Source organism: Mycobacterium helveticum (assembly GCF_007714205.1).
In the GTDB taxonomy this organism is placed as follows: domain Bacteria; phylum Actinomycetota; class Actinomycetes; order Mycobacteriales; family Mycobacteriaceae; genus Mycobacterium; species Mycobacterium helveticum.
This window is the reverse complement of record NZ_VMQU01000009.1, coordinates 43,354-67,343: the sequence shown is the minus strand read 5'-3', so window position 1 is coordinate 67,343 and position 23,990 is coordinate 43,354. Positions and strand designations below refer to the sequence as shown.

Annotated in this window: 23 protein-coding genes and 1 pseudogene; 12 read left to right on the top strand and 12 right to left on the bottom strand. The window is 70.1% G+C overall.

What is annotated here, in order from left to right; genetic code table 11:
• Nucleotides 1-31: 31 nt before the first annotated feature.
• Nucleotides 32-670, bottom strand: coding sequence for a hypothetical protein (locus FPZ47_RS03855; protein WP_246133209.1), 639 nt, complete (start codon nt 668-670; stop codon nt 32-34).
• A gap of 107 nt (nt 671-777) precedes the next feature.
• On the opposite strand from FPZ47_RS03855, the gene FPZ47_RS03850 reads away from it, so the two are divergent.
• From FPZ47_RS03850 to FPZ47_RS03840, 3 genes are read left to right on the top strand one after another with little or no spacing between them, the layout of a single operon-like run.
• Nucleotides 778-1,566, top strand: a complete 789-nt coding sequence (locus FPZ47_RS03850) for an SDR family NAD(P)-dependent oxidoreductase (protein WP_144946243.1) — start codon at nt 778-780, stop codon at nt 1,564-1,566.
• Between the two features lie 17 nt (nt 1,567-1,583).
• The gene (locus FPZ47_RS03845) at nt 1,584-2,522 is read left to right on the top strand and encodes a catalase family peroxidase (RefSeq protein WP_144946240.1); all 939 of its coding nucleotides are present in this window, start codon (nt 1,584-1,586) and stop codon (nt 2,520-2,522) included.
• Nucleotides 2,523-2,574: 52 nt separating this feature from the next.
• The gene (locus FPZ47_RS03840; RefSeq protein ID WP_144946400.1) at nt 2,575-3,342 is read left to right on the top strand and encodes a sulfite exporter TauE/SafE family protein; all 768 of its coding nucleotides are present in this window, start codon (nt 2,575-2,577) and stop codon (nt 3,340-3,342) included.
• A gap of 24 nt (nt 3,343-3,366) precedes the next feature.
• Here FPZ47_RS03840 and FPZ47_RS03835 read toward each other — a convergent pair whose 3' ends face one another.
• The gene (locus FPZ47_RS03835) at nt 3,367-4,977 is read right to left on the bottom strand and encodes a DUF7159 family protein (protein WP_144946236.1); all 1,611 of its coding nucleotides are present in this window, start codon (nt 4,975-4,977) and stop codon (nt 3,367-3,369) included.
• A gap of 184 nt (nt 4,978-5,161) precedes the next feature.
• Nucleotides 5,162-5,599 (bottom strand): anti-sigma factor antagonist, encoded by a 438-nt coding sequence (locus tag FPZ47_RS03830; protein WP_144946233.1) that lies wholly within the window; start codon nt 5,597-5,599, stop codon nt 5,162-5,164.
• A 156-nt stretch (nt 5,600-5,755) separates the two neighbouring features.
• Between FPZ47_RS03830 and FPZ47_RS03825 the strand changes: the two genes are divergently transcribed.
• The gene (locus FPZ47_RS03825; protein WP_144946230.1) at nt 5,756-6,376 is read left to right on the top strand and encodes a TetR/AcrR family transcriptional regulator; all 621 of its coding nucleotides are present in this window, start codon (nt 5,756-5,758) and stop codon (nt 6,374-6,376) included.
• A gap of 16 nt (nt 6,377-6,392) precedes the next feature.
• Here the strand turns inward: FPZ47_RS03825 and FPZ47_RS03820 are convergent, their stop codons facing one another.
• Nucleotides 6,393-7,058, bottom strand: coding sequence for a DedA family protein (locus tag FPZ47_RS03820; protein WP_144946227.1), 666 nt, complete (start codon nt 7,056-7,058; stop codon nt 6,393-6,395).
• Nucleotides 7,055-7,924 (bottom strand): SGNH/GDSL hydrolase family protein, encoded by an 870-nt coding sequence (locus FPZ47_RS03815; RefSeq protein ID WP_144946224.1) that lies wholly within the window; start codon nt 7,922-7,924, stop codon nt 7,055-7,057. The genes FPZ47_RS03820 and FPZ47_RS03815 overlap by 4 nt, the downstream gene beginning before the upstream one ends.
• Before the next feature lie 545 nt (nt 7,925-8,469).
• Between FPZ47_RS03815 and FPZ47_RS03805 the strand changes: the two genes are divergently transcribed.
• The gene (locus FPZ47_RS03805) at nt 8,470-9,441 is read left to right on the top strand and encodes a Rieske (2Fe-2S) protein (RefSeq protein WP_144946221.1); all 972 of its coding nucleotides are present in this window, start codon (nt 8,470-8,472) and stop codon (nt 9,439-9,441) included.
• A complete protein-coding gene (locus tag FPZ47_RS03800; protein WP_144946218.1) occupies nt 9,438-9,923 on the top strand; it encodes a hemerythrin domain-containing protein in 486 nt (161 codons plus the stop codon). Before FPZ47_RS03805 ends, FPZ47_RS03800 begins: the two co-directional genes overlap by 4 nt.
• A gap of 22 nt (nt 9,924-9,945) precedes the next feature.
• On the opposite strand, the pseudogene FPZ47_RS03795 reads toward FPZ47_RS03800, so the two are convergent.
• Nucleotides 9,946-10,143 (bottom strand): annotated as a pseudogene (locus FPZ47_RS03795) (pyridoxamine 5'-phosphate oxidase family protein); the annotation flags it as partial.
• 65 nt (nt 10,144-10,208) lie between these two features.
• On the opposite strand from FPZ47_RS03795, the gene FPZ47_RS03790 reads away from it, so the two are divergent.
• The 3 genes from FPZ47_RS03790 to FPZ47_RS03780 all read left to right on the top strand — a co-directional run bounded on the left by FPZ47_RS03790 (nt 10,209) and on the right by FPZ47_RS03780 (nt 12,365).
• The gene (locus FPZ47_RS03790; RefSeq protein ID WP_144946215.1) at nt 10,209-10,982 is read left to right on the top strand and encodes a phosphoadenylyl-sulfate reductase; all 774 of its coding nucleotides are present in this window, start codon (nt 10,209-10,211) and stop codon (nt 10,980-10,982) included.
• Between the two features lie 252 nt (nt 10,983-11,234).
• Nucleotides 11,235-11,516: a DUF1876 domain-containing protein gene (locus FPZ47_RS03785; RefSeq protein WP_144946212.1), complete on the top strand. Its 282-nt coding sequence runs from the start codon at nt 11,235-11,237 to the stop codon at nt 11,514-11,516.
• Nucleotides 11,517-11,561: 45 nt separating this feature from the next.
• Nucleotides 11,562-12,365: a ribosome hibernation promotion factor gene (locus FPZ47_RS03780; RefSeq protein WP_144946209.1), complete on the top strand. Its 804-nt coding sequence runs from the start codon at nt 11,562-11,564 to the stop codon at nt 12,363-12,365.
• 231 nt (nt 12,366-12,596) lie between these two features.
• Here FPZ47_RS03780 and FPZ47_RS03775 read toward each other — a convergent pair whose 3' ends face one another.
• The 3 genes from FPZ47_RS03775 to FPZ47_RS03765 all read right to left on the bottom strand — a co-directional run bounded on the left by FPZ47_RS03775 (nt 12,597) and on the right by FPZ47_RS03765 (nt 16,955).
• Nucleotides 12,597-13,718: an Rv2629 family ribosome hibernation factor gene (locus tag FPZ47_RS03775; RefSeq protein WP_144946206.1), complete on the bottom strand. Its 1,122-nt coding sequence runs from the start codon at nt 13,716-13,718 to the stop codon at nt 12,597-12,599.
• 67 nt (nt 13,719-13,785) lie between these two features.
• Entirely contained in the window at nt 13,786-15,117 is a 1,332-nt protein-coding gene (locus FPZ47_RS03770) for a nicotinate phosphoribosyltransferase (protein ID WP_144946203.1), read from the bottom strand.
• A complete protein-coding gene (locus tag FPZ47_RS03765; protein WP_144946200.1) occupies nt 15,114-16,955 on the bottom strand; it encodes an AMP-dependent synthetase/ligase in 1,842 nt (613 codons plus the stop codon). The genes FPZ47_RS03770 and FPZ47_RS03765 overlap by 4 nt, the downstream gene beginning before the upstream one ends.
• Before the next feature lie 250 nt (nt 16,956-17,205).
• Here FPZ47_RS03765 and FPZ47_RS03760 point away from each other — a divergent pair, with 250 nt between their 5' ends.
• The gene (locus FPZ47_RS03760; protein ID WP_144946197.1) at nt 17,206-18,243 is read left to right on the top strand and encodes a GNAT family N-acetyltransferase; all 1,038 of its coding nucleotides are present in this window, start codon (nt 17,206-17,208) and stop codon (nt 18,241-18,243) included.
• An 88-nt stretch (nt 18,244-18,331) separates the two neighbouring features.
• Here FPZ47_RS03760 and FPZ47_RS03755 read toward each other — a convergent pair whose 3' ends face one another.
• Nucleotides 18,332-18,634: a hypothetical protein gene (locus FPZ47_RS03755; protein WP_144946194.1), complete on the bottom strand. Its 303-nt coding sequence runs from the start codon at nt 18,632-18,634 to the stop codon at nt 18,332-18,334.
• A gap of 766 nt (nt 18,635-19,400) precedes the next feature.
• Nucleotides 19,401-19,661, bottom strand: coding sequence for a hypothetical protein (locus FPZ47_RS03750; protein WP_144946191.1), 261 nt, complete (start codon nt 19,659-19,661; stop codon nt 19,401-19,403).
• A gap of 215 nt (nt 19,662-19,876) precedes the next feature.
• Here FPZ47_RS03750 and FPZ47_RS03745 point away from each other — a divergent pair, with 215 nt between their 5' ends.
• Together FPZ47_RS03745 and FPZ47_RS03740 are read left to right on the top strand one after the other, a co-directional pair.
• The gene (locus FPZ47_RS03745) at nt 19,877-21,061 is read left to right on the top strand and encodes an alpha/beta hydrolase family protein (RefSeq protein ID WP_144946188.1); all 1,185 of its coding nucleotides are present in this window, start codon (nt 19,877-19,879) and stop codon (nt 21,059-21,061) included.
• A 15-nt stretch (nt 21,062-21,076) separates the two neighbouring features.
• Nucleotides 21,077-22,480: a wax ester/triacylglycerol synthase family O-acyltransferase gene (locus tag FPZ47_RS03740; protein WP_144946185.1), complete on the top strand. Its 1,404-nt coding sequence runs from the start codon at nt 21,077-21,079 to the stop codon at nt 22,478-22,480.
• 134 nt (nt 22,481-22,614) lie between these two features.
• Here the strand turns inward: FPZ47_RS03740 and FPZ47_RS03735 are convergent, their stop codons facing one another.
• On the bottom strand, nt 22,615-23,952 hold the full coding sequence (locus FPZ47_RS03735; RefSeq protein ID WP_144946182.1) for a YhgE/Pip domain-containing protein: 1,338 nt from the start codon (nt 23,950-23,952) through the stop codon (nt 22,615-22,617).
• Nucleotides 23,953-23,990 lie beyond the last annotated feature (38 nt).

Sequence of the window (23,990 nt, the reverse complement as noted above, 5' to 3'; positions counted from 1 at the left end):
ATACGCGGTGCGCCGCAGCCGCGGCAACCCGTCAGAGCATGGAGTCGATCATGGCCCCGCCGTCTTGGGCGGCTTGAGCGGTCGCGTTGTCGTTCTGTCGGAAGTCGATGAACGCCGACAGCCGGGTCGAGGTGTTCAGCAGCTCGCTGAACGTGCCGAGAACGGGAACCGTGCGCCGCGGCGACGATACGTCGGCGGTGTAGTCGATAGAGGCCTTCTGCTGAAAGTTGTTGCCTTGCAACATTTTTATGATGGGCCCGGTAAGGTTCCGCACGTTGGTCAAATCGGACGACGGCTTGCTGGTCAACTGGTCGATATCGCCCTGCAGCACCGCGACCACATCGGTCCCGTCGGCCGTTCTGACGGTGACCTGAAGCTGTGCGCTGGAATCGGCGTTGTAGAGCGCCACCCAGTCCGGTCCACGGTCGCCGACCGTCCAGCCCGGCGCGGGGGTGATCGAGATGCCCTGCGCGATGTCGACCGGGTCGGCGGCCAGCAGCGCCACCGCCGCCGGCGCCGGTGCGCGCGGCGGCTTGTCGGCCGGGCCGGCCGCGGCGGCGAGCAGGACCGCCGCGGACACCGCGGCGACGGCGACGCGACGCAGCGCGCGCGCGGCCCGCGTCGCACCGGAAAACGCACCGGAAAGCGGGAGAGTGTGCGTTGCTGACATCGTGGCTCCTCGTGGCCTCCGGGCGGTTGCGCAAAATCGTAAGGTACAAATCGCGATATGGGCAGACCTCGCCGAACGGACTCCCGACCCGACAGAAGGACTGCGACATGGTGAATGCCGACCGCGCCCGTTCCCGCACCTTCGTCGTGACGGGAGCGGCGTCCGGGATCGGCCTGGCCACCGCGCGGCGCCTGCTGGCCGAGGGCGGCTCCGTCGTCGGCGCCGATGTGGCTCCCCCGCCGGACCTGGGCCCCGACTTTCGCTTCGTCACCGCCGATGTGACCGACGAGGCCGCGATCGCCGCCGTTCTGGACGCGGTGCCCGGCCGCCTCGACGGGGTCTTCCACGCCGCCGGCGTGGCCGGCGGCGGCCCCGTTCACCTGCTCGACCGTGCCGAATGGGAGCGGGTGATCGGCGTCAACCTCACCGGCACGTTCCTGGTCGCCAAGGCCGCGCTGGCCAGGATGATCGAGCAGCCCAGGGTCGACGGCGAGCGGGGTTGCATCGTCACCGTCTCCAGCATCGAAGGCTTGGAGGGAACAGCGGGTGGCAGTTCCTACAACGCGGCCAAGGGCGGCGTCGTGCTGCTCACCAGGAACATGGCGCTCGACTACGGCCCGAGTGGCATCCGGGTCAACGCCATCTGCCCCGGATTCATCGAAACACCAATGGCCGAAAGCGTTTTCGGCCTGGAGGGAATGGCGGGTCCGCTGGCCTCCATCACGAAGGAACACGCGCTGCAGCGGCTCGGCCGGCCGGCCGAGGTCGCGGCGATGGCGGCCTTCCTGCTCTCCCCGGACGCCTCGTTCGTCACCGGGCAGGCCATCGCCGTCGACGGCGGCTACACCGCCGGCCGCGATCACGGCGTGGTCAAACTCTTCGGCCTGCCCGAGTGAGCCTCTAGGATGCCCCCATGGCAGGCTCCCTTTCTCCCGACGACGCGATCGAGGCGATCCGCAGCGCCGGGGGAGCACGGCCCGGCTGTCGCGCCCTGCACGCCAAAGGCACGTTGTACCGCGGGACGTTCACCGCGACGCCCGAGGCGGCACGCCTGTCGCGCGCACCGCACCTTGACGGCTCCACGGTCCCGGCGCTGATCCGCTTCTCCAACGGATCCGGCAACCCCGAACAGCCCGACGGCGCCCCGGGGGTGCGCGGTCTGGCGGTGAAGTTCACGCTGCCCGACGGCGCGACCACCGATGTCTCCACGCAGACCGCCCGGCTGTTCGTCGCGAGCACCCCGGAGGGATTCATCGACGTGCTCACGGCGATGCGGCCCGGCCTGCTGCAACCGCTGCGGATGGCCCGGCACCTGCTCACCCACCCGCGGCTGTTCGCCGCGCTGCCCGTCCTGCGTGACGCCAACACCGTTCCGGCCAGTTACGCCACCACCGAATACCACGGCCTGCACGCCTTTCGCTGGGTCGGTGCCGACGGCAACGCCAGATTCGTGCGCTACCACCTGGTGCCCGCCGCGGGGGCCAAGGTGTCGGGGCCCGCCGCCCATAGCGAGTCGCCCGACTTTCTCACCGACGAGTTGGACGCCCGGCTCGCACGCGGGCCGGTGCGGTTCGATTTCCGGGTGCAGATCGCCGGGCCGCAGGACTCGACCGTCGACCCGTCGGCGCCGTGGCAGGGCACCCAGGTCGTCACCGTCGGCACGCTGGAGGTCACCGGGCTCGACACCGAGCGCGAGCATGGCGGTGACATCGTCGTGTTCGACCCCATGCGCGTGACGGACGGCATCGAAGCCTCCGACGACCCGGTGCTCCGGTTCCGGACCCTGGCCTATTCGGCGTCGGTCAAGCTGCGCACCGGTGTCGACCGCGGTGCGCAAGCGCCTCCCGTCTGAGCGTCGCGAGCACGCGGCAGGCTAAGGTTTCCTGCCTGTGGTGCTGTCCGACATGGTGCTGATCGGCCTGGCCGGGTTCGGTGCCGGGGCGATCAACGCCCTCGTCGGCTCCGGCACCCTGATCACGTTCCCCACCCTGGTCGCCCTGGGCTATCCGCCCGTCGCGGCGACCATGTCGAATGCGGTCGGACTGGTGGCCGGCAGCGCGTCGGGCACCTGGGGCTATCGCGCCGAACTCGGCGGGCAGTGGGATCGGTTGCGATGGCAGATCCCGGCATCGCTGGCCGGTGCCGCGCTGGGCGCTTTCCTGCTGCTGCACCTGCCGGCCAGGGTGTTCATCCAGGTCGTGCCCGTGTTGTTGGTGACGGCCCTGGCGTTGGTGGTGACCGGCCCGCGCATTCAGTCGTGGGCCCGCCGGCGGGCCGAGGAGGCGGGACGGTCCGCCGAACACGTCACCCCGGCACGCATGGCCGTACTGGTCCTCGGCACGTTCGCGGTCGCCGTCTACGGCGGCTACTTCACCGCCGCGCAGGGCATCCTGCTGGTCGGCGTGATGGGGGCCCTGCTGCCGGAATCGATGCAGCGCATGAACGCGGTCAAGAACCTCACCACGCTGCTGGTGAATATCGTTGCGGCCCTTGGCTACGCGTTGGCGGCCCCGGACCGGATCAGCTGGCCGGTCGCCGGGCTGATCGCGGCCGGTTCGCTGATCGGAGGGTCGATCGGGGCGCGATACGGGCGTCGGCTGTCGCCGAATGCGTTGCGCGCCACGATCGTGGTGGTCGGTCTGGTGGGGCTGTACCGCCTGGTCACGGTGTAGCCGGGACCGTTGCAAGGCAAGCCGTCAGAGTCCGAAGTGCGGCAGCACCAACGGGAATCGGGGCAGCGCCGGAAGCTGCGGCATGATCGGTACGGGCGGGCGGAAGACCGGCAGCGACGGGGCGGGCAGGACGGGCGCCTTCGGCAGCACGGGCGTCGGCAGTTGCAGCGGCTGCGGTGCCGGCAGCTGCAGGGCCGGCGGCTTGGGCAGTTGCAGCGGCTGCGGTGCCGGCAGCTGCAGGGCCGGGGGTTTGGGCAGTTGCAGCGGCTGCGGTGCCGGCAGCTGCAGGGCCGGCGGCTTGGGCAGTTGCAGCGCCGGGGATTTGGGTAGCTGCAGCGCGGGCGGTGCGGGCAGCCGCAGCGGGGCCACCGCAACGGGGTGCGGCGCCAGCAGCGGCGCGATGTCGGGGACGGGCGGCAGCGGCGCCGCGGCGGGCACGGGAACCGGCACCGGAAGCGGGGCCGCGACGGGAACCGGGGGAGCCGGAGCGGCGGGCGCCGCCACGGCGGGCCTCGGCAGGTCCGGTATCGCGACCCTGGGCGCAACGACCTTGACGGGGCGCGTCATCGGCGCCGGCTGACTGTGCGGGGCGGGCACCTGGCGGGTCGGGACGATGATGTTCTGCTCGGGGCTGGGCTGCAGCGCGACGGTCGTGCGGACGTTGATCGCCAACGCGATCTCCAGCGCCAGTGCCGCGCAGGTGCAGATCACCGCCAGCACGCTGCCGGTCAGCAACAGCGGCCTGCGGCGTCTCTGCGCCGGGCCCGCACGGCGGCCCTCGATCCCGCCCAGCAGCGCGGTCTCGGCGTCCGCCGACTCCTCCGGGACGTCGCTGTAGGCGACCGGGCGCCCGTCCGGCGGACCGGGCACACCGGGGTAGTCGTGGACGACGTAGGGCGGCACCTCGCCGGTGCCGGGATCCTGCGCGTAGGCCAGGGCCCCGGTGGACAACACCAACAGCGGCGCGTTGGCCGACGCCAGCGCCGCGCCGCGCGCCAGGGCCGCCTGCGGCTCCTCCGGCGCGCTCACCGCAAACGGCGTCACCGACTCCAGCGCCGCCTTGAGCCGGGCCGTGTCGACACCCTGGCCGACCAGGAACACCCCCTCGGGAGGCGTGTTGGACGCGTCACCGACGGCGACCATCGCGGCCAGCTGGACGGCGGTGTCGGCCAGGGAAACGGCCCGCCGTTCCCTACGCACCCCGGTGATCGAACCGTCCTCGGAGTCGATCACGCCGATGGTGGCGAAATTGGGATCGACGAGCAGCATCGCGGTACGGCGGTACCCGATCGCCTGACCGACCGTCTGGGTCAGCGCGGCGGCGGCCAGGAACGCCGAAACCAGGGTGACGTTGCGAATCCTGTTGTCGGCCAGCGCTTCCTGCAGCGCAGCAGCCTCGATCGGGTTCGTGCAGGCCACCCCCGTCGACGCCAATCGGTGACCACCCTCCGCGGCGCCCTGCTGGGTGCCCAGGATCGCCGAGATCACGTGTCCGGGTGCGTTGCGGGTCGCGGTGTCCGCGGCGGCGATACGGACGGTGTCCTCCTCGACGGTCACACCGTCGGCGTTCTCGCCCTCGAGGAGCACCATCCGCACCGCGGTGGATTCCATCGATATCCCTAGTACGACGTCCACCACGCCTCCCGAGTCCGCCTGCGGCGTGCCCCGCCGGCTGCGAGGCGCCACCCGTCCGTGCCATCTACAAAGCTTCTCTAAGTTTGTCACCGGTGAGGGCTCCGGCGTTAGCGTCCGGACGCGGCTGGGCGCTGTGAGTCAGCTATGAGTTGACGGGCCGTCGGGAAACGGCGCGCGCGGGCGGCTACCAGCGCGCGGTCGTGGCCAGCGCGGCGTCGACGGTCGGGTAGGGGGGCAGCACGCCGCCCAGCCCGCATGCCTCGACGATCCGGGCGACGAGTGGGTCGCGGCTCACCAGGCGCAGCTCGATCCCGCGGGTGCGACACCGCTCCGCCTCGTCGGCCAGCACCGCGAACGCGCAGCAGCCCATGAACTCGAGTCCGGTGACGTCGACGACCAGCGTCCCGGGCGCGGTGACGACGCCGGCGGCTTCGCCGATCAGTCGGCGCCAGGTGTGCTCGTTGCAGGCGTCGACCTCACCACCGGCGTTGACGAGCACCGCCCCGCCGACGCGGTCGGTCGTCGCCCGCAGCGTGCTGTGTGGATCGCCCAGGTCGCAGACCAGCCGCGTGCTCAGCGTCATAGGGGGGGTGGATAAGGTATCGGCAAATACTGCACTCATGTGCTGGACTCCCTGATCGGCTGGCGTCAGAAACGCCGCGATGGTGGCCCGTCCTATTGTCTGAAGACAGACTTCGCGAAGTGCGAATCTCCTTTGTATAACGAGACAGAGCGGTCTGTCTACCCGTAGCGCGCTAAGAGTATCGTAAGGGTCCTTATGGCAGGCCCCGAGGCAGCGGCACCCGCGGTGCCGGCGCGTGAGCGAATCTTGAGCGCGGCCTATGAATTGTTCAGCCGCCGCGGGATTCGCGCGGTCGGCACCGACGAGGTGATCGAGCGCGCCGGGGTGGCCCGGGCCACGCTGTACCGGCACTTCGCGACCAAGAACGACCTCGTGCTGGCCGTGCTGGCGCGCCGCGAAGAACTCTGGACCCACGGGCTGATCGAGGAGCAGTCCCGCCGGCGCGCCGACACGCCCGAGCAGCAGTTGTTGGCGATCTTCGACGTGTTGCACGAATGGTTCCAACTGCGCGACGGCTACGAGGGCTGCTCGTTCATCAACGTGCTGCTCGAGGTCGGCCCGGACCATCCCGCCGGCCGGGCCAGCATCGCCCACATCAACCACGTCCGCGACATTGTGCGCCGGCGCGCACTCGCGGCGGGGCTGACCGACATCGAGGAGTTCGCCTCCTCCTGGCACATCCTCATGAAGGGCGCGATCGTTCTCGCCGCGGTGGGCGATCAGGACGCCGCCCTGCGCGCCAAGACCATGGCCGGCGCTCTCATCGAAACGCATCGGCCCGCGGCGTACCCCGGCCGCGGCGAGGCGGTCGGCTGACCCGACGGGGCCGGCTTCACACGGGGTCGGCGGCGGTGGTGCCGGTTCTGCGACCGTGCTCGGCCTCGAGTTCGGCGATCGCCCGGGAGGTGCGCTCGCGCAGCAGGATCGCGGCCGTCACACCGCACACGACGGCGACGACGAGCGCGATCCAGGAGAACCGCTCCATCCAGCGTTCGGCGGCCATGCCGGCGAAGTAGACCAGCGCGGTGGTGCCCCCCGCCCAGCAGATGGCGCCCGACACGTTGGCCACCAGGAAGCGCGGGTACTGCATGTTCAGCGCTCCGGCCAGCGGCCCGGCGAAGATCCGCAGCAACGCGATGAAGCGACCGAAGAACACCGCCCGAACGCCCCAGCGGCTGAACAGCCGCTCGGCCAGCGCGACGTGCCCGGGACCGAAATGCCTCGGGAACCGCCGGCCCAGCCGGTCGAACAGCGGCAGGCCGAACCGGCGCCCGATCGCGTAGCCGACGGAGTCGCCGGCCACCGCACCGATCACGGCGGCGGCGCCGACGAAGAACGGGTTGACGGCCAGGTCGTCGTACGACGACATCAGCGCCGCGCTGACCAGGATGATCTCCCCGGGAAGCGGGATGCCGAGGCTTTCGAGCCCGACGACGGCCCCGACCACCAGGTACACCGCCAGCGGCGGGATCGAGTGCAGCAAGGCCTCCACGTTCATGGGTCAAGAATGCCTGACTCCTGCCCGGGCCGCGGTGCAAAACCTCCTTCCCGGGCGCCGGAGCCGTTGTGCGGCCCGCGTGGCGCGCTGAGTCGCTCCAGCCGGGGACGTTTGGGCACCCGGCCGTCGGACGAGGACCGGCCGCGCAGCCGGCGCCAGATCCACGGGACGAAACTCTCGTGCGCCCAGCGCAGGTGCCCCAGGGTTCCGGCCGAAAACGACAACCGCCCCGGATCGGCGCTCGCACCGGCCCAATCATGGTTACTGCCAGGCAGATTCAGCGCCTCGGCGGCCGCGGCGGCGAACAGCACATGGCCCTTGGTCGAGGCGTGCACCCGGTCGACCGCCCAGGTGTCCACTTCGCGCATCGAGACCGCGTTGTACAGGTCGACCAGCCGGAAGCCGTAGTGCCCGGCGGCGGCGCTGATCGCCTCGTTGATGCGGGCGAGCCGCGTCGACACCAGGCGCCCGAGCGGCAGGAACTGCGCGACGTTCGGGAAGGTCGTCGTCACCACCGTCGCGCCCGATTCGGCGAGCGCGGCATGCAGGTGGTCGAGGTCGGCAAGAGCGCGGCCGAACGAGCGGCCCGGCTGGATGACGTCGTTCATCCCGGCGCACACCGTGATCAGGTCGGGCCGCATCGCCAGGGCCTGCGGAAGCTGCTCGGTGAGCACGTCGGTGATCCGCTTGCCGCGGATCGCCAGGTTGGCGTAGTGCAGGCCGGGGTGCAGCGCATCGATCATGGCGGCGAGCCGGTCGGCGAAGCCCAGCAGGCCGACGGCGTCGTCGCCGTCCCACAAGCCCTCGGTCTGGCTGTCGCCGATCGCGACGTAGCGGCAGTACCCGGCCCGATCAGCCCCGCACACGAAGCCGAGACTAATAGCAATTCGCGCGGAAATGCGTTGTGACCCGGCCCTCGCCCGACGCGCAGGAGTGTGTGTGCACGACGAGGGATTCACTCTCGCCCCGGGGGTTGGGGGGGGGGGGGGGGGGCCCCCCCCCCCCCGGGGGGGGGCGGGGGGGGGGGGGGGGGGGGGGGGGGCGCCCCGCCCCCCCCCCCCGCGCCCCCCCCCCCGCCCCCCCCCCGCCCCCCGCCCCCCCCCCCCCCCCCCCCCCCCCCCCCCCCCCGACCGGGACTGCATCGTCTTCGGTGATCGGCGGTTCGCCTTCGCCCAAACCGACGAGCGTGCCGCCGACCCCCCGGGTCGATCGCCGTGATCCGGCGCGGCCAGGTTTTTACAAGAATGATTTGGGCTAATTCACAGGTGGTTGCCGACGATGGAGGCGAGCGGACGGCGTTACTGTGGTCACGTCAGGGCTGTCACGGTTGTGAGCAGAAGGTAACCAAGGGGTAATCGTCGGTTTCTGCCTGCATGGCGTCGTCTGTCTCGGCAGGGGAAGGGCTGGTGGCATGACTGGTCGGACACGAAGTGGCCGGTTGCAGGGACTCGGGGCGCGGGTGCTGGCCTCGATCGGGCGCCAGGAGTGGCTGGACCGGCCGAGCTACCGGCTGGAGCACCTGCTGAGCTTCGCCTACAACGGGTTGGGCGGTGCGCGCAACGGGGTCACCAACGCGCTGCACGGCGTGTGGCTGGGGCACCCGGTGCACCCGCCGTTGGCGTCGCTGACCAGCGGGTCGCTCGGTACGACCGTCGCGCTGGATGCGCTCAGTCTGCTGCCGGGCCAGCGGCTCACCGAAGTCCGCAACGCCTCGCGGTTCGCGGGCCGCGCGCTGGGGGTGGGCATCCTGGCGAGCGTCGGGTCGGCCGTCACCGGCGTCACCGATTGGCAGCACACCCACGAGGCGGACCGCCGGGTGGGGTTGGTGCACGGCCTGGTGAACCTGGCCGCGACCGCCCTGTACGCGCAGTCCTGGTGGGATCGCCGCCGGGGCCGTCACTACCGCGGAATCGCCCTGACGGCACTGGGTTACGGCATCACCGTCGCCGGCAGCTATCTCGGCGGGGCCCTGGTGTTCGAGTCCGGGATCGGGATAGACCGCGCCGGTGAGCGCCTGCGCACCACGGAGTGGACACCGGTGCTGTCCGCCGACTCGCTGAACGGGAAACCGGTGCGGGTAGAGGTCGACGGGGTGGGGCTGGTGGTGTGCCGGACCGGGCCCGATGAGGTCGCGGCATTCGGCGCTCTCTGCCCGCACCTGGCGGCTCCGATGGCCGACGGCTGGGTCGACCGGGGCCGGCTCGTGTGCCCATGGCACGGCTCATGGTTCTCGGCCGACTCCGGTGAGGTGCTGCGGGGCCCGTCGGCGGCCCCGTTGCCGTGCTACGAGGCCCGACTGGTCGACGGAACGGTCGAGGTCCGCGGCGAGGCGGCGTCCGCTGTCGGCGGGGCGACGGGGATCCGAAAGGGAGGAGCCAAGTGAACGCCTACGACGTGTTGAAGGACCACCACACCGTCCTGAAGGGGCTGGGCGGCAAGATCAGCCGGATGCCGGTGAATTCGCAAGAGCGGCAAGATCTTTTCGACGACATGCTGATCGAGCTCGACATCCATTTCCGCATCGAGGACGACCTGTACTACCCGGCCCTCAAGCAGGCCGGCAGGTTGATCGCGATCGCCCACGCCGAACATCGCCAGGTGGTCGACCAGTTGTCCGTGTTGCTGAAGACCCCGCGCAGCGCGCCCGGGTACGAGCAGGAGTGGAACTCGTTCAAGACCGTGCTGGAGGCGCACGCCGACGAGGAGGAACGCGACCTGATCCCGGCTCCCCCCGAGGTCGAGCTCACCGACGCCGACCTCGAGGAACTCGGTGACAAGATGGCCGCCATGATGGAGCGCTACCGCGGTTCGGCGCTGCACCGGTTGCGGACCAAGGGGCGGGCGGCGCTGGTCCGCGCCCTGTAGCGGTGCGCGCCGGCCCGCGCGCTCAGGCGCAGTCGGGGGTGATGCGGAGGCCGGGCACGATCTGCGGTTCGATCGCGACGACGGTGTCGGCCGCGTTGACCCAGGGAACGACGTTCCAGCCCGCGTGCCGGTCGGGGTCCGGGTCGTCGGCCTCGGAGGCGACGACGAGACCGCAATGCCCGTGGGCTCGCGAGGTGCCCGAGGTCGGGGCGGCCAACCGGGGGCTTCGGTCCCTACCGCGGGACCCCGGTCGCGTGATCCGCTACCCCTGGGAAACTTCGGCAGGTGCCGGATGGAGGCAGGGCAAGGAACGGTTCACGGCGGCCGCAGGCCGATACGGGCAACACGGAGCGGGCGCGCCGTGCTGCCGAGACCGCACTGCGTGAGTCAGCCGCACGCGGCGCGTCGGAGTTGCAGGACGCCGGGGCGACCGAGCTGTTGCGCTGGACCGACGAAACCTTCGGCCCTGACGGTTATGTGGTGGCGTCCAACATGCAGGACGCAGTGCTGATCGACCTTGCCGCCAAGGTGCGCCCGGGTGTGCAGGTGTTATTCCTGGACACCGGATATCACTTCCCCGAGACCATCGGCACCCGCGACGCGGTTGAAACCATGTACGACATCCGGTTGCTCAACGTGACACCGGAGCACACCGTGGCCGAGCAGGACGCGCTCCCGGGCAAGGATCTGTTTGCCCGCGACCCCGACGAATGTTGCCGGCTGCGCAAGGTCATCCCGCTGACCGACGCGCTGCACGGGTGCTCGGCGTGGGTGACCGGGCTGCGTCGCGTCGACGCGCCGACACGCGCCGGCGCGCCGCTGATCGGGTTCGACGAGAAGTTCAGGCTCGTGAAGGTCAACCCGCTGGCCGCGTGGTCCGAACGGGACATGGCCGACTCCATCGCCGAGCACAATGTGCTGGTGAACCCGCTCGTCGACGAGGGATACCCCTCCATCGGCTGCGCCCCGTGCACCGCAAAACCGGCTCCGGGCGCCGATCCGCGCAGTGGGCGCTGGCCGGGACACGCGAAGGTCGAATGCGGTTTGCACGCTTCGTGAGCAGGTAAAGCGCGGCCTTCGGCAGTGAACGCTGGATTGTGTTACCGCGCAGTATCTCCTGAGTCGCTGGCGCGAGGTAGCCCTGCCGGAACCTCCGTGAAAGGCGGGCCGCGTGGCGGAGATGCATCACTTGGTGGATTGGGACCCCAGAAGACCGATGCACGACCCCCGCGACTCGGGACTTCCGCCCCTACTAGGGGCCTTGTGCCGGTGGTCGAATCGGAACCAGCCACGAACGCGAGGAGACCGTAGATGACGGCCAACGACGAGGGCGGCACGACCTGCCACATCGACGTGCTGATCGACGAGCACGAGGAGCGGACCCGGGCCAGGGCACGGCTGTCCTGGGCGGGCACGAGGCTCGTCGGCATCGGCTTGGCGCGACTCGACCCCCGCGACGAGCCGGTGGCCAAGATCGGCGACGAGCTCGCCATCGCCCGCGCTCTGTCGGACCTGGCGAATCAGCTGTTCGCGTTGACGTCGACCGACATCGCGGCCAGCACCCACCAGCCGGTCACGGGCCTGCATCACTGACCTTTGGCCCTACAGCAACGAATCCGGAAAGCGTAGCAACGAATCATGAGACATCGCCCCGAGTTACCGGCCGCCTTCGAGGTGGAGGTCACGACGCACGGCCAGCTGCCCGGCGCCGACGACTACGCCCGGACCAAGATCGGCGAGCTCGGCCGGCTCACCCACGAGCCGGTGCTGCACGCTCACGTCAGGCTGAGCGAGCACGGCGACCCGGCGGTGGCGCGCCGGGTGGTCGCGCAGGCCAACCTCGACGTCGACGGCCGGCTGGTCCGCGCCCAGGTCGAAGGTGTCACGGCGCGGGAAGCCGTCGACCGCCTCGAGGCGCGGCTCCGCCATCGGCTGGAGCGCACCGCCGAGCACTGGGAATCCCGACGGGGCGCGACGCCCCGCGGCGGGCCGCACGAATGGCGGCACCAGTCCGAGCCCACCCACCGGCCGAACTACTTCCCCCGGCCCGAAAGCGAACGCCGGATCATGCGGCACAAGTCGTACAGCGTGCCCACCTGTACCGTCGACGAGGCCGCGTTCGAGATGGAACTGCTCGACTACGACTTCCACTTGTTCACCGAAAAGGGCACCGGGCAGGACAGCGTGCTCTATCGCGGCGGCCCCGCCGAATACCGCTTGGCGCAGGTCGATCCGCAGTCCGCCGACGACCTGGCACCGTTTCAGCTGCCGCTGACCGTCAGTCCCGCACCGGCGCCGCGGCTGACCGTCGAGCAGGCGATCGAACGGATCGGGCTCCTCGGCCTGCCGTTCCTGTTCTTCGTCGACACCGCACGAGGGCGCGGCTGCGTGCTGTACCACCGCTACGACGGCCATTACGGACTCATCACACCGGCGAACTGAGCGTGCGCCGAGAGCCGCCGATAGCCTGAAATTCCCGCATGCCGCGGCGGTCCCGGAAACCCCCCCTGTCCGGGACCGCCGCTCTCGACAGTCTCAACGGCCTTGCGGCTCCCGAATCCGGCTGCGAAAGCGACTCTCTCCCTGCAAGTTTAGGGTCCCTGCAAGTTTAGGGTCCCTGGAAGTTTGGGGTCCCTCGAAGTTTGGGGTCCCTGGGATGTTGGGCGCTGAGCTCTACGCGCCGCGGCGATCGGCTCTCTCGGCGGCGTAGCGCAGCACCGCGCCCACCCCGTCCACGGGGGCGATCAGGTGATCGGCCCGCACCACCGCGGCGCCCACCGCGATCGCGGCGAACGGCAACGCCTCGTCGGCCCGCGCCACCCGTTGCACCGGCTCGCCGAGTTCGGAGAGCGCGTCGGCATCGGGGGCGATCGTGGTCAGCGCCCGGGCGGTGACCACGGTGGCGTCGCCCAGGTCGCCGACGATCAGGGTTTCGACGTCGCCGTCGCGCAGCGCCGCGCACACGGCGGCCAGCCCTTCGGCCGCCAGCCCCGAGGCGCGCCCGATCTCGGCTTCGAAACGCTCGGCCATGGCGGCCATCTCGGCGCCGCGGCGCCGGGCGAACTCCGCGGCCGTCATCTCGCGGATCTCGTCCCCCCCGATAGCGCTCTTGCGGGTGCCCGCATGCAGCTGTGTCACCCGGTCGGCCACCCGCCCGGGTAACGCGGGGACCAGCCCGGCCAGCGACCGGGCGTCACCGCACAGGAACACCACCTCGGGGCTCGATTCGTCCATCAGCCGCGTCAGATGGTCGGCGACGGCCCGGCAGTTCATGCGCACGGCCTCCTCGGTCGTGTGCTGAAGGTCGCCGTAACCGTTCCAGCCGGCGGTGACCGGCTTGTGCACCGGGTAACCGACACCGTCGATGCTCTTGGAGCTGACCGCGCTGCCCTGATACAGGCTCACGTCCGCGCCGGCGTGGTCGACCGTGGCGAACACGTAGGTCGGGCGCCGCATTTCGAGGTCGATCAACGGCATGACGTAGGGGTAGTCCGACAGGCGCACCACCGTGGCCGGTGGTGGGGCGGCCAGTTGCTCGTTGACCAGCACCTGCTCGGCGGTCGCGATCACCGCGCGGCCGCGCCGCCCGACGGCAGGCCGGTGGTTCAGCACGGCGCCGTCGAGGATGCCGAGGAGCTCCGCTCCCGCACCCATGTCCTCGAGCCGGGCGCGGATGTCGCGCCACTGCGCCTCCTGCGCCTCGACGGCGTCCAGGGTGTTGTGGGAGTCGTCGAAATACAGCGACACGAAGGGGCCTTCGGCCTTCACCAGCCATTTGAGGCGTTCTGATCGCATCGCCTCACGCTAGGAACTCCGGGCGCCCGCGCACGAGGGTCGTTAGCCCCCAGCTTCGGGCCTAAGGTCACCGCGCCTGCCGGACGCGCCGCAGCGCGTCGAGCTCGCGGGTGATGCTCGGGCTGACGTGCACGGGATAGGCCCGGTCGCCGGCGTCCAGGCAGCGCAGCGCGGGCGGCAGCCGGTCGATCTGCCGGCGCGCCCGCTCACGCGACTCCACCAGGCCCGAATCGTGCCGCGGCAGGCGCCGGCCGCTCTTCATGACGGGCACCAGCAGCGGCTCGCCGGCGAAGTCCTCGCCGGGCCTGGCGATGGTGTCGCCGGCGAACGCGCCGTCCTCCATCCGCCGCAGCACCTGTTTGCGGCCCGGGTAGATCACCTTGCCGCTGGAGAGCTTGGTCCGCCCGGTGCCGTCGTACTCCACCAGTTTGTAAGCCATGTCGAGGGCGGGAGCATCCTGGGAGACAACGACTTTGGTCCCGACCGCGAACGCGTCGATCGGGGATCCGTCGGCCACGAGCGCGGCGATGCGGTACTCGTCGAGACCCGACGAGGCGAAGATCTCGATGTGGTTCAGTCCCGCGGCGTCGAGCTTCGCGCGGGCGGCCTTCGCCAGGGCGCCCAGGTCCCCGGAGTCGAGGCGGACCGCCGCCACGTCGACACCCGCGCCACGGCGGGCCAGCTCGATGACGCGATCGACACCGCGCAGCGTGTCCAAGGTGTCGACGAGCAACGTGGTGCCGGGGTAGATCCGGGCGAACGCGTCGAACGCGTCGAGTTCGCTGTCGAAAGCCTGCACGAAGCTGTGCGCCATCGTGCCGAACACCGGAATCCCGTACTCGCGGGCAGCGAGCAGGTTCGAGGTGCCCGCCAGGCCGGCGAGGTAGCCGGCCCGCGCGACTTTGAGCGCCGCGTCGGTGCCGTGTGCGCGCCGCGCCCCGAAGTCCACCACCGTGCGGCCGCGCGCCGCGTCGACCACGCGGGCGGCCTTGCTGGCCAGCACGCTCTGCAGGTGAATCTGGTTCACCACGAACGTCTCGGCGAGCTGGGCCTCCAGGATCGGCGCGATCACCTGCACGATCGGCTCGTGGGGAAAGACCACCGTGCCCTCCGGCACCGCCCACACGTCGCCGGTGAACCGCACGGTGGCGAGCGCCCGCAGGAACTCGTCGGTGAACAAGCCCAGTCCGCGCAGGTAGTCGATGTCGGCCCGGGTGAAGTGCAGCGTCTCCAAATGCTCGAGCACGTCGGCCAATCCGGCGGCCATGACGTAGGACCGGGTCTCGGGAAGCTTGCGGACGATGGTCTCGAACACCGCCGTCCCCGACATGCGCTGGGCCGCATAGGCCTGCGCCATCGTGACCTCGTAGAGGTCGGTGAACAGGGCCCCGGTGCTCATTGCTCGTAGAGCGCCGACAGCCGATCCGCGTACTTCTCGATCACGGCCTTGCGGCGCAGCTTCAGGCTCGGCGTCAGATCACCGGACTCGACCGAGAGCTCGCGGTCGGCGATGGCGAACTTCTTGATCTGCTCCCAACGGTTCAACTCCAGGTTGAGCGCGTCGATGTATCCCGCGATGAGCTCCCGCGTCCTCTCGTCGCGCGCGATCTCGGGAAAGGGCTTGTCCGCCATATTGTTCTTGGCGGCCCAGTCCGCGATCGCTTCACCGTCGAGGCTGACCAGCGCCACGCAGTACGGTTTGCCCTCCCCGTACACGAGCAGCTCGCTGACATACGGGCACATGCCCTTGAACTTCGCGTCGATCGCCGACGGCGCAACGTATTTGCCCTGCGAGGTCTTGAACATGTCCTTCTTGCGGTCGGTGATCCGCAGGAACCCGTCGGTGTCGATCTCCCCGACGTCACCGGTGTGGAACCAGCCGTCGGCGTCGAGCGCTTCGGCGGTGGCGTCCGGCAGGTCGTGGTAAGCGGTCATCAGACCCGGCCCCCTGAGCAGGATCTCGCCGTCGTCGGCGATCCTGACCTCGGTGGCCGGGAATGGCCAGCCGACCGTGCCGAACCGGTAGGCATCGGGACGGTTGATGAACGAGGCGGCCGCGGTCTCGGTCAGGCCGTAGCCCTCGAGGACGACGATGCCGACGGCGTCGAACCAGCGCGCGACGTCGCGGTCCAGGGCGGCGGCCGCCGAGACGAAGAACCGCAACCGGCCGCCGAAGCGCTGCCGGATCGTATTGAGTACCAGGCGGTCGGCGACCTTGTAGGCCAGCGAAGACGCCAGCGACGGTCTCCTGCCGGCCTGCCGGGCCTCGGAGACGCTCGAGCCGACCCGGATCGCCCAGTCGAACATCTTTTTCGTGAGCAGTCCCTGCTCGGCGACCATCCCCTCGACGCGGGCGTGGGCCTTTTCGAAGATGCGCGGCGCGGCACCCATGACGGTCGGCCGCAGGGCCGCGAGGTTGTCGACGATCCTGTCGACTCGGCCATCGATCGCCGTGGGGAAGCCGATCTGCAGTGGCAACGCCAGCATCACCTTGCCGAACGCGTGCGCCAGTGGCAGCCACAGGAAGTTCAGGTCGTCGGGCCCGAGGATGCCCAGCGCGTCGATGGCCGCGGCGGTATAGGTCCACGCCCCGTGGGTCAGCCGCACGCCTTTCGGCCGCCCGGTGGTGCCGGACGTGTAGATCAGGCTGGCGAGTTGGTCCGGACCGATGCCCGCGACCCGTTCGGCGACGGCGTCGGGCGCGTCGGCGAGCAATTGCTTACCCATCTGCTCCAATTCGGGCAGCCCGATCACCCAGTCGCCGTCGCCGTTGCCGTCGATGAGAACCACCTTGTTCACGTCGGGCAGTTCGGCGCGGCGCTCGAGCAGCTTGTCGAGCTGGGCCTGGTCCTCGGCGACGACGACGCGGCTCCCCGAATTGGCGACGATGTACGCGACATCGGCGGCGTTCGTCGTCGGATACACCGTGGTGGTCGCGGCGCCCGCGCACATCACGGCGAAATCGACGAGCACCCACTCGTAGCGCGTCGACGACGCGAGCGCCACCCGGTCCTCCGGCGCGATCCCCAGCGCGATCAGCCCACCGGCGATGTTGGTGACGCGTTCGCCGACCTGCTGCCACGTCACGCTGTCCCAGGCGTGGTCCTGCGGATACCGGAAGGCTTCCGCGTGCGGGGTGACGGCGACGCGGTCGAGGAACATCCGCGCCACCGAGGGCGCGCGATTGTCGAGCTTGGTGAAGTCCGGCCTCTCCAGTGAGGCAAGTGGTGTTTTCATGTCGCTAATCCATTGACGCCGTGCCGAATACCGCGGGGTGGGTTATCCGTAACCCGATCCTGCGGCGACCCGGGCCCCGCGGATAGAGACGAAAGTCACCCGATCTCTCGGCGGCACGAACCGCCGCGCACCCGCGGCGGCGCCGGCCCGGCAGGGTCTTTTGTCACCGCGCCTACCAGCCAATTGCCCCGGCGCCGGGTCCGCCGCTCGCGTAGCGTACTGCGCGTGACGAGGTACCCGAGTCGGTGAAATGACGCGCGGTGAGAGCCGATCACGGCCGGCGGTGGCCACCGAGCGGGCCGCCGCGAGCGCCGTGTGCGCCGAGGAGTTGGCCACGCTGGACGTCTTCGCCGACATTCCGGCGGCAGACCTCGCTGCGCTGGCCGCCGACCTGGTGCCGCTGCGCGCGGGCCCCGGCGAGGTCTTGATGCGGCAGGGCGAGCGGGCGACGTCTTTTGCGATCATCACCTCGGGCCGCGTCGCGATCAGCCACCTCGGCCCGCGAGGCCAGGTCGCCGAGACCGAGCTCGCTCCGGGAACGATCGTCGGCGAAATCGCCCTGCTGCGAAGCCAACCCAGAACGGCGACGGTGACGGCGCTGGACGATGTCTGCGGGTACACCGGCCACGACGGCGCCTTCGACCGCATGCTGGCCATGCCGGTCGTCGCCGAGCGGATGGTCCGCACCGCACGGCAGCGGCTGGCCGTCTACATCGCCCCGATTCCGGTGTCGACCAACGACGGTGCCGCGCTGCTGCTGCGTCCGGTCCTGCCCGGCGACGCCGAGCGGTTCAAGAGCGACGGGTCCTTCTCGCGGCAGACGCTCTACCGCCGCTACCAGGGTGGCGCTCCGACCGACGCCCGGCTGGCCTACCTGTTCGAGGTCGACTACGTCGACCATTTCGTCTGGGTCGTCACCGACAGCGCGCAGGGGCCGGCCATCGCCGACGCGCGCTTCATCCGCGACGCGGACGACCACGGCTCGGCGGAGGTCGCGCTCACCGTGGCCGATGCCTACCAGGGCCGCGGGATCGGGACGCTGCTGCTTGGCGCGCTGGCGCTCGCCGCGCGCATCGACGGTGTCGAGCGGTTTCACGCCCGCGTGTTGTCGGACAACCCGCCCGCCCGCGCGCTGGGCGACAAGGTGAACGCCCGCTGGCGGCACGAGGAACCCGGGGTGGTCACGACGACGGGGGAGATCCCCGCCGATGCCGACGTGCCCCTCGACCCCGAGATGTGTGGGCGGATCCGGCACGTGGCCCGTCAGGTGATCCACGCGGTCGACTGAGTGGCCAGGACTCCGACGCGCCGCCGTGCTGCGGGCATCGGGCGAGCCGGGCGTCGAATGACGTTGCGGGCAGGGAAAACCCGGGCCGTTACATGCCCATCGCCGCGCCGGGGTCCACCATGGAGGCCCGGAGGCCCTGCGTGTGCTTGCTACGGCAGGCTGACGCGCGCAGCGCGATTATCGTCGCGAGCACCTGGCGACCGATCGACTGCTGGTATTCGCGCAGGTACTGCGCACGGAGCGGGTCGTCCTCCGCCAAGTGGTGAGTGAGTTGATGTTGCGTATTCCAAACCGCGTTCTGCGCCGCCTCCCCGACGGCTATCTCGAATTCGCTGAGAGTTGTTTTCAGATTCGGCGAATTGATTCTCGGTGGAGCTGCCAAGAATCCCATCGGCTTGCCCCTTCCCTGCATCGAACAGGATATTCCCCTGAAGAGGTCAAGCACGCCACGTAAAATCTGTTGGGCGTTACCGCACTTGACTCTACCGGTGGATCAAATTATAAGCGTATCCCGTGTGAAACGCCCTACTCTCCGTGTATGAGTCTTGTTTGAGTCCGATTCGTCGCCATACCGCCGGTTCGGTTGATTGGGTCGACTTGGTCCAGAATGGTGCGTAACCCGCGATTGCCGAGGGCCGCTCCGGCGCGTCGCAAGGAAGCGCGGGCCCGCGACCACGGCCCGACGTAGGGCGATGACCACCGGTTGGCTCGGCCCATGCCGTGCGCAAGGGCCGAGCGAGGGCGATGGGCCCCTCGTCGAGGGTTGCGGGCCACAGGGCCCGCCTGCGCCGCCGCGCAGGTCGCACAGCGGCGGACGGCGCCGGAATCGAGCCGGTCGCCGCGCGCGGATGCTGTGAGCGCAACGAGATAATTGCGCAAAGTGAGCCGAGGGAAACTTTGACCATCGCCGGTCCCAGAATTGTGTCGGGGAGCCGCGAAAGCGCCAGCCCGGGACTTTGGCTTTTCGGGCCGCAGGGTTTCTTCTTGTCGTCTCGCAACGGGCTTTGTCGATTTCGTCGTGGACGGCGTTGGTTGGCGCCATTGACATCGCCGTCGGCGGACCGGTAGGCCCCGCGGGGCAAAGTGCCGAGGTAGGCGCGGGAAGGCCGGTGGCCGGGCGATGCGGACGGGCCACCGGCCCGGCGACGCGGAGACCGCTACGTGTTCATCGCCTCGCCGGCGCTGTGCACCACGCTGCGGAAGAACTCGATCCGCGCGGCGCCCAACTCTTCGGCCAGGTTCAGGGCGGCCTCGATCACGGTCTTGCGTCGCGACTGCTCGGGGAGCACCGGGCTGATCTGGTCGACGAACGTGCGGACCGCCTCGATCGCCTGCTTGCGGCTCGATTCGAGCGATTCGAGCACGTCGTCAGAAACCTCGGCCCAGCGGGGCGCGGATTTCTCCGGGGTCTGTGTCATGTCGAACTCCTCAATACCTCAACACTGGTGGCTGCCGGCGGCATTGCCGCAACCGACGTCGGATTTGCTGCCGACGGCTCCGACGGTACGGCTGCGGCGCCGCCTGCGCGAGTGACAAAAGTCATTCCTGCTCGTGAAAGCCAAGGACTTTCGCGGCCGCCGGCGGGACATAAGGCCCTAACCGGCCGTCGGCCCAGGTTGTTAGCTTTGCGGCCATGGTTCTATCCGGCGCCGTCGCACCGCTCACGCACACGGGCATGTACTTCGGGCGGTCGTTGCGTGACTTCTTCGGCCCGGGCTCCGACGAACTGCCGATCGCGCGCCCGACCCTGGCCCTGACCGCGCAGGCTTTGCGCGACGAGATCGTGCTGATGGGCCTGAGGGCCCGCCGCCCGGTCAGCACGCCGCGGGCTTTCGAGCGCATCACCGACGAGGTGGCGGCGGGGCTCGAGTTCTACGGCGCCAAGGGATGGTTGGAGAAGCCGAAGGGATTTTTCGCCAAACCGCCGCCGCTTCCCGACGTCACCGTGCGCAAGGTCAAGGACCGCAGGCGCTCCTTCTACCGCCTCTTCTTCGACAGCGGGTACGCCCCGCGTGCGGGCGAGCCGGGTGCGCAGCGCTGGTCCGGGTACACGGCGAACGGGCGCGAGTACGCGCTGCTGCTGCGTCACCGCGAACCGCGGCCCTGGCTGGTGTGTGTGCACGGCACCGAAATGGGCCGCGCGCCAATTGATCTCGCCCTGTTCCGATCGTGGAAGCTGCATGACGAGCTGGGTCTGAACGTCGTGATGCCCGTCCTGCCGATGCACGGTCCCCGGGCGCGCGGCCTGCCGAAGGGCGCGATCTTCCCGGGGGAGGACGTGCTCGACGACGTGCATGCGACGGCCCAGGCGGTGTGGGACATCCGGCGCTTGTTGTCCTGGATCCGGATGCAGGAGCCCGACTCGTTGATCGGGCTGAACAGCCTGTCGCTCGGCGGCTATATCGCGTCGCTGGTCGCCAGCCTCGAAAAGGGACTGACCTGCGCGATTCTCGGCGTCCCGGTGGCCAACCTGGTCGAGGTGCTGGGGCGCCACTCCGGCTTGAGCAAGGATGACCCGCGCTGCCACACCATGGAGATGGCCGCCCCGATCGGCCGGATGACCTCGCCCCTTTCGCTTACTCCGTTGGTGCCCAAGCCGGGCCGGTTCATCTACGCGGGAATCGCCGACCGGGTCGTGCATCCCCGCGAGCAGGTGGTGCGGCTGTGGGAACACTGGGGCAAGCCCGAAATAGTTTGGTATCCGGGCGGTCACACCGGATTCTTCCGGTCGCGTCCGGTGCAGCGCTTCGTCTGGGACGCGCTGCGTCAGTCCGGGCTGCTCGACGGTCCGTCGGCCCAGCGCCGACGCCCCGCCTGATCGCCGGGTCCGACGATGATGCCGCTGGACCCGCTGGCCGCGGCGATGATGACCGCCGAGGTGGTGTCCAACCCGATGCACGAAGGTGTCGTGCTGATCCTGGCGCCGCCGGCCGAAGCCGGACCGGGCTACGTCGACGGGCTCTATCGCGAGGCGCTCGCCGGCAACGGCTCGCTCGACCCGAGACTGCGCAGGTACCCACACCGCGGCGTGGACACCGGTGGGCTGTGGGTGTGGCGTGCCGACGATGCCGTTGACATCAGCCGGCACATGGTGCGCCGCACGGTTTCCGGCGGTCGCGACGAGTTATGGCGGCTGATCGGCGAACTGGACGGCGAGCGACTCGACCGGTCCGGACCGATGTGGATGTCGTATCTGATCGACGGCCTCCCCGGGGGCCGATTCGCTTTCTACATCAAGGTGCATCACACCGTTGTCGACGGGGTGGCCGGCTTCCAGATGCTTGCCGGTGCGCTGACCGCCGATCCGCACCGCCGGTCGATGCCACACTTCTTCGCGGACCGCCGTCCCGGTTCGCCGCCGCGGCCGGCGCCCGGGTTGCTGCCTCGGGTGACCGCACCGATACGGTCGCTGGCCGGCACGGCGGCGTCGGGAGCCGGGCTGATCGGCGGCGTGGTCGGCGGTGAACTGCGGGCCGTGTTCGACAGCCTGGTCGAGCACACCACCGTGTTGCCCCTCGGGGCGCCCTACACCCGATTCAACGGGCGACTCGGCCCGCAGCGCGCCGTCTCCGCGGCCAACTGGTCCAGGGACCGCGTCCGGGCCGTGCAGCGGGCGGCGGGGGTGAGCGGCAACGACGTGGTGACCGCCATGGTGGCCGGGGCCGTGCGCCTCTGGTTGTGTGACCGCGGCGAACTGCCGGGGCTGTCACTGGTGGCGGCCTGCCCGATCACGGTGCGCGATCACGAGAGTGCTGCCGCGGATGACCCGCACGGCAACAGATTCGGCCTCTGGGCGTGCCCGCTGGGCACCGACGTCGAGGATCCGCTGGCGCGACTGGCGTTGATCAACCGGTCGATGACCGAAGGCAAGCGCTGGGTGGCCAGACGCGGGGCGGCGGCGTCGCTGCTGACGGCGGCGGGCAGCATCGCCGCCACGGTGGTCCTGCCGCTGCTGCCGTTCACCCAGAAACTGCGCACCGGATTCAACCTGCCCATCTCGCACGTCCCCGGCCCGGAGTGCGACATGTATTGGAATGGTGCGCATGTCGAGGAGATGTATCCGGTGTCGACGGTCTTCGACGGGCTGGCGCTCAACGTGACGACGTGCTCGTACGCCGGCCGGATCGGGTTCGGCTACGCGGCGGGCCGCGACGTGGTCCCCGACATCGAGGCGCTGATCCCGATGACCGAACGGTCGCTGAGCGAACTCGAGTCGGCGCTGGGCGTGGGAGCCTGAGCGGGTGCGGGCGGGCGGGTTTTGCCCGGGCGGTCGGGGTTTTCACCGTGAACCCACGGCGGTCGCGCGTGTCGCCGCCCAAGGTTCACACCCCGCGCCCTGGTTGCACACGCGACGGGCAACCGCCCGCGCGGCTAGCAACTCGTGCTGGACAGGGTTTCGGAGGCACCCGCCGCCTCCTGGTGTGCGGGAGCCTCGATGCGGTGGAAGCCTCGGCGGTCGTAGAGCCAGGTGACCAGGACCCCGATCAGCACGCCGATGGCCAGCCCGATCACGCCCACCGTCAGCGAGCGGGACAGCCCGGCACCGGCACGGCCGTCGAAGTACAGCAGGGCTCTGGACCCCACGAACGCCTGGCGCATGGGCTCGAATCCGGCCAGCCATCCGAAGAAGCGCGGCGTTGCCTCCAGCGGGATGGTCGCACCCGTCGATGGCAGGCCGAAGAAGAGGAACACGAACAGGCTGATCAGCGTGCCCAACGAGCCCAGGGCCGCGATGAGCGACGACGAGGTGATGCCCACCGTGGCGACGACGAAGGCGCCGAACAGCCACAGCGACACCGGGTGGGGCACCGGCATGCCCAGCGCGGACGCTACCCACAGATAGACCGCGGACGTCGACAAACCCAGCACGACCACCAGGGCCCACTCGACGAGCAGCGTCTGCAACCGCGAAACCCGGACCTTGCCGGGCAGCCGGTTCGCCGGCCGATAATAGGGCCCGAACTCCGCGGGCACATACCCCAGCAGCGCATCGGTCGTCATGCTCACCACGATCGCGGCGGTGACCCCGCCGATCAGCAGCATCAACGAGAAGTAGAAGGCGGAAAGGCCCGCACCGGTGCCGCCGGGCAGCGGATTGTCGGCCACGGTCCGGACGTCCATCGGGGCGGCCAGCACCAGCGTGGCACCCCCCGGCGGCGCGGCCGCTCCGTTGAGCTGTTGCAGCAGCGGCGTGAGCTTGGCGCCGGCCTCGGCGTTGACGGCCGCCATCGCGTTGCCCATGGCCTTTTCGGCGATGGCGGCTCCCATCGCGCTGGCCCGCGGATTGGTCAGGATCGTCACGACCGGCCTGACCGGTTCCCCGGGCTGCAGCGTTGCCTGCGGCAGGGCGAGCAGTCGCTGGGTCAGGTCCTGCGGCAACGACACCGCCGCGTAGATCCGCGCGGTGTCGAGCTGGTGCCGTGCCGCGCCGGCCGACAGCACCCGCAGGTCGAACCGGTCCTTGTCCACGTTGGCCACCAGGCCGTCGGTGATGGTCTTGCCCGTCGCTCCGGTGTCCTCGTTGACGATCGCGATCGGGAAATGACGCAGGTTGGCCGCCGGGTTGAGGATGCCGCCGAAATAGAGCATGGCGAAGCCGGACAACAAGGCCAGCGCGATGATGACCGGCGCGACCCAGAAGCGCAGCCGGTGCAGGGTGTTGCGGCCACCCCGCTCGGGCGCCTCGTGCTGTGGTTGATGGTCGGACATGGTGACTCCTTGGGGCGCAGACTAATTGGCGACCCGGG

Excerpts from the sequence above, each read along its gene's own strand:
- FPZ47_RS03855 (WP_246133209.1), bottom strand. The coding sequence starts at position 670 with ATGTCAGCAACGCACACTCTCCCGCTTTCCGGTGCGTTTTCCGGTGCG.
- FPZ47_RS03850 (WP_144946243.1), top strand. The coding sequence starts at position 778 with ATGGTGAATGCCGACCGCGCCCGTTCCCGCACCTTCGTCGTGACGGGA.
- FPZ47_RS03845 (WP_144946240.1), top strand. The coding sequence starts at position 1,584 with ATGGCAGGCTCCCTTTCTCCCGACGACGCGATCGAGGCGATCCGCAGC.
- FPZ47_RS03840 (WP_144946400.1), top strand. The coding sequence starts at position 2,575 with ATGGTGCTGATCGGCCTGGCCGGGTTCGGTGCCGGGGCGATCAACGCC.
- FPZ47_RS03830 (WP_144946233.1), bottom strand. The coding sequence starts at position 5,599 with ATGAGTGCAGTATTTGCCGATACCTTATCCACCCCCCCTATGACGCTG.
- FPZ47_RS03825 (WP_144946230.1), top strand. The coding sequence starts at position 5,756 with ATGGCAGGCCCCGAGGCAGCGGCACCCGCGGTGCCGGCGCGTGAGCGA.
- FPZ47_RS03820 (WP_144946227.1), bottom strand. The coding sequence starts at position 7,058 with ATGAACGTGGAGGCCTTGCTGCACTCGATCCCGCCGCTGGCGGTGTAC.
- FPZ47_RS03805 (WP_144946221.1), top strand. The coding sequence starts at position 8,470 with ATGACTGGTCGGACACGAAGTGGCCGGTTGCAGGGACTCGGGGCGCGG.
- FPZ47_RS03785 (WP_144946212.1), top strand. The coding sequence starts at position 11,235 with ATGACGGCCAACGACGAGGGCGGCACGACCTGCCACATCGACGTGCTG.
- FPZ47_RS03780 (WP_144946209.1), top strand. The coding sequence starts at position 11,562 with ATGAGACATCGCCCCGAGTTACCGGCCGCCTTCGAGGTGGAGGTCACG.
- FPZ47_RS03775 (WP_144946206.1), bottom strand. The coding sequence starts at position 13,718 with ATGCGATCAGAACGCCTCAAATGGCTGGTGAAGGCCGAAGGCCCCTTC.
- FPZ47_RS03770 (WP_144946203.1), bottom strand. The coding sequence starts at position 15,117 with ATGAGCACCGGGGCCCTGTTCACCGACCTCTACGAGGTCACGATGGCG.
- FPZ47_RS03765 (WP_144946200.1), bottom strand. The coding sequence starts at position 16,955 with ATGAAAACACCACTTGCCTCACTGGAGAGGCCGGACTTCACCAAGCTC.
- FPZ47_RS03760 (WP_144946197.1), top strand. The coding sequence starts at position 17,206 with ATGACGCGCGGTGAGAGCCGATCACGGCCGGCGGTGGCCACCGAGCGG.
- FPZ47_RS03755 (WP_144946194.1), bottom strand. The coding sequence starts at position 18,634 with ATGGGATTCTTGGCAGCTCCACCGAGAATCAATTCGCCGAATCTGAAA.
- FPZ47_RS03750 (WP_144946191.1), bottom strand. The coding sequence starts at position 19,661 with ATGACACAGACCCCGGAGAAATCCGCGCCCCGCTGGGCCGAGGTTTCT.
- FPZ47_RS03745 (WP_144946188.1), top strand. The coding sequence starts at position 19,877 with ATGGTTCTATCCGGCGCCGTCGCACCGCTCACGCACACGGGCATGTAC.
- FPZ47_RS03740 (WP_144946185.1), top strand. The coding sequence starts at position 21,077 with ATGATGCCGCTGGACCCGCTGGCCGCGGCGATGATGACCGCCGAGGTG.
- FPZ47_RS03735 (WP_144946182.1), bottom strand. The coding sequence starts at position 23,952 with ATGTCCGACCATCAACCACAGCACGAGGCGCCCGAGCGGGGTGGCCGC.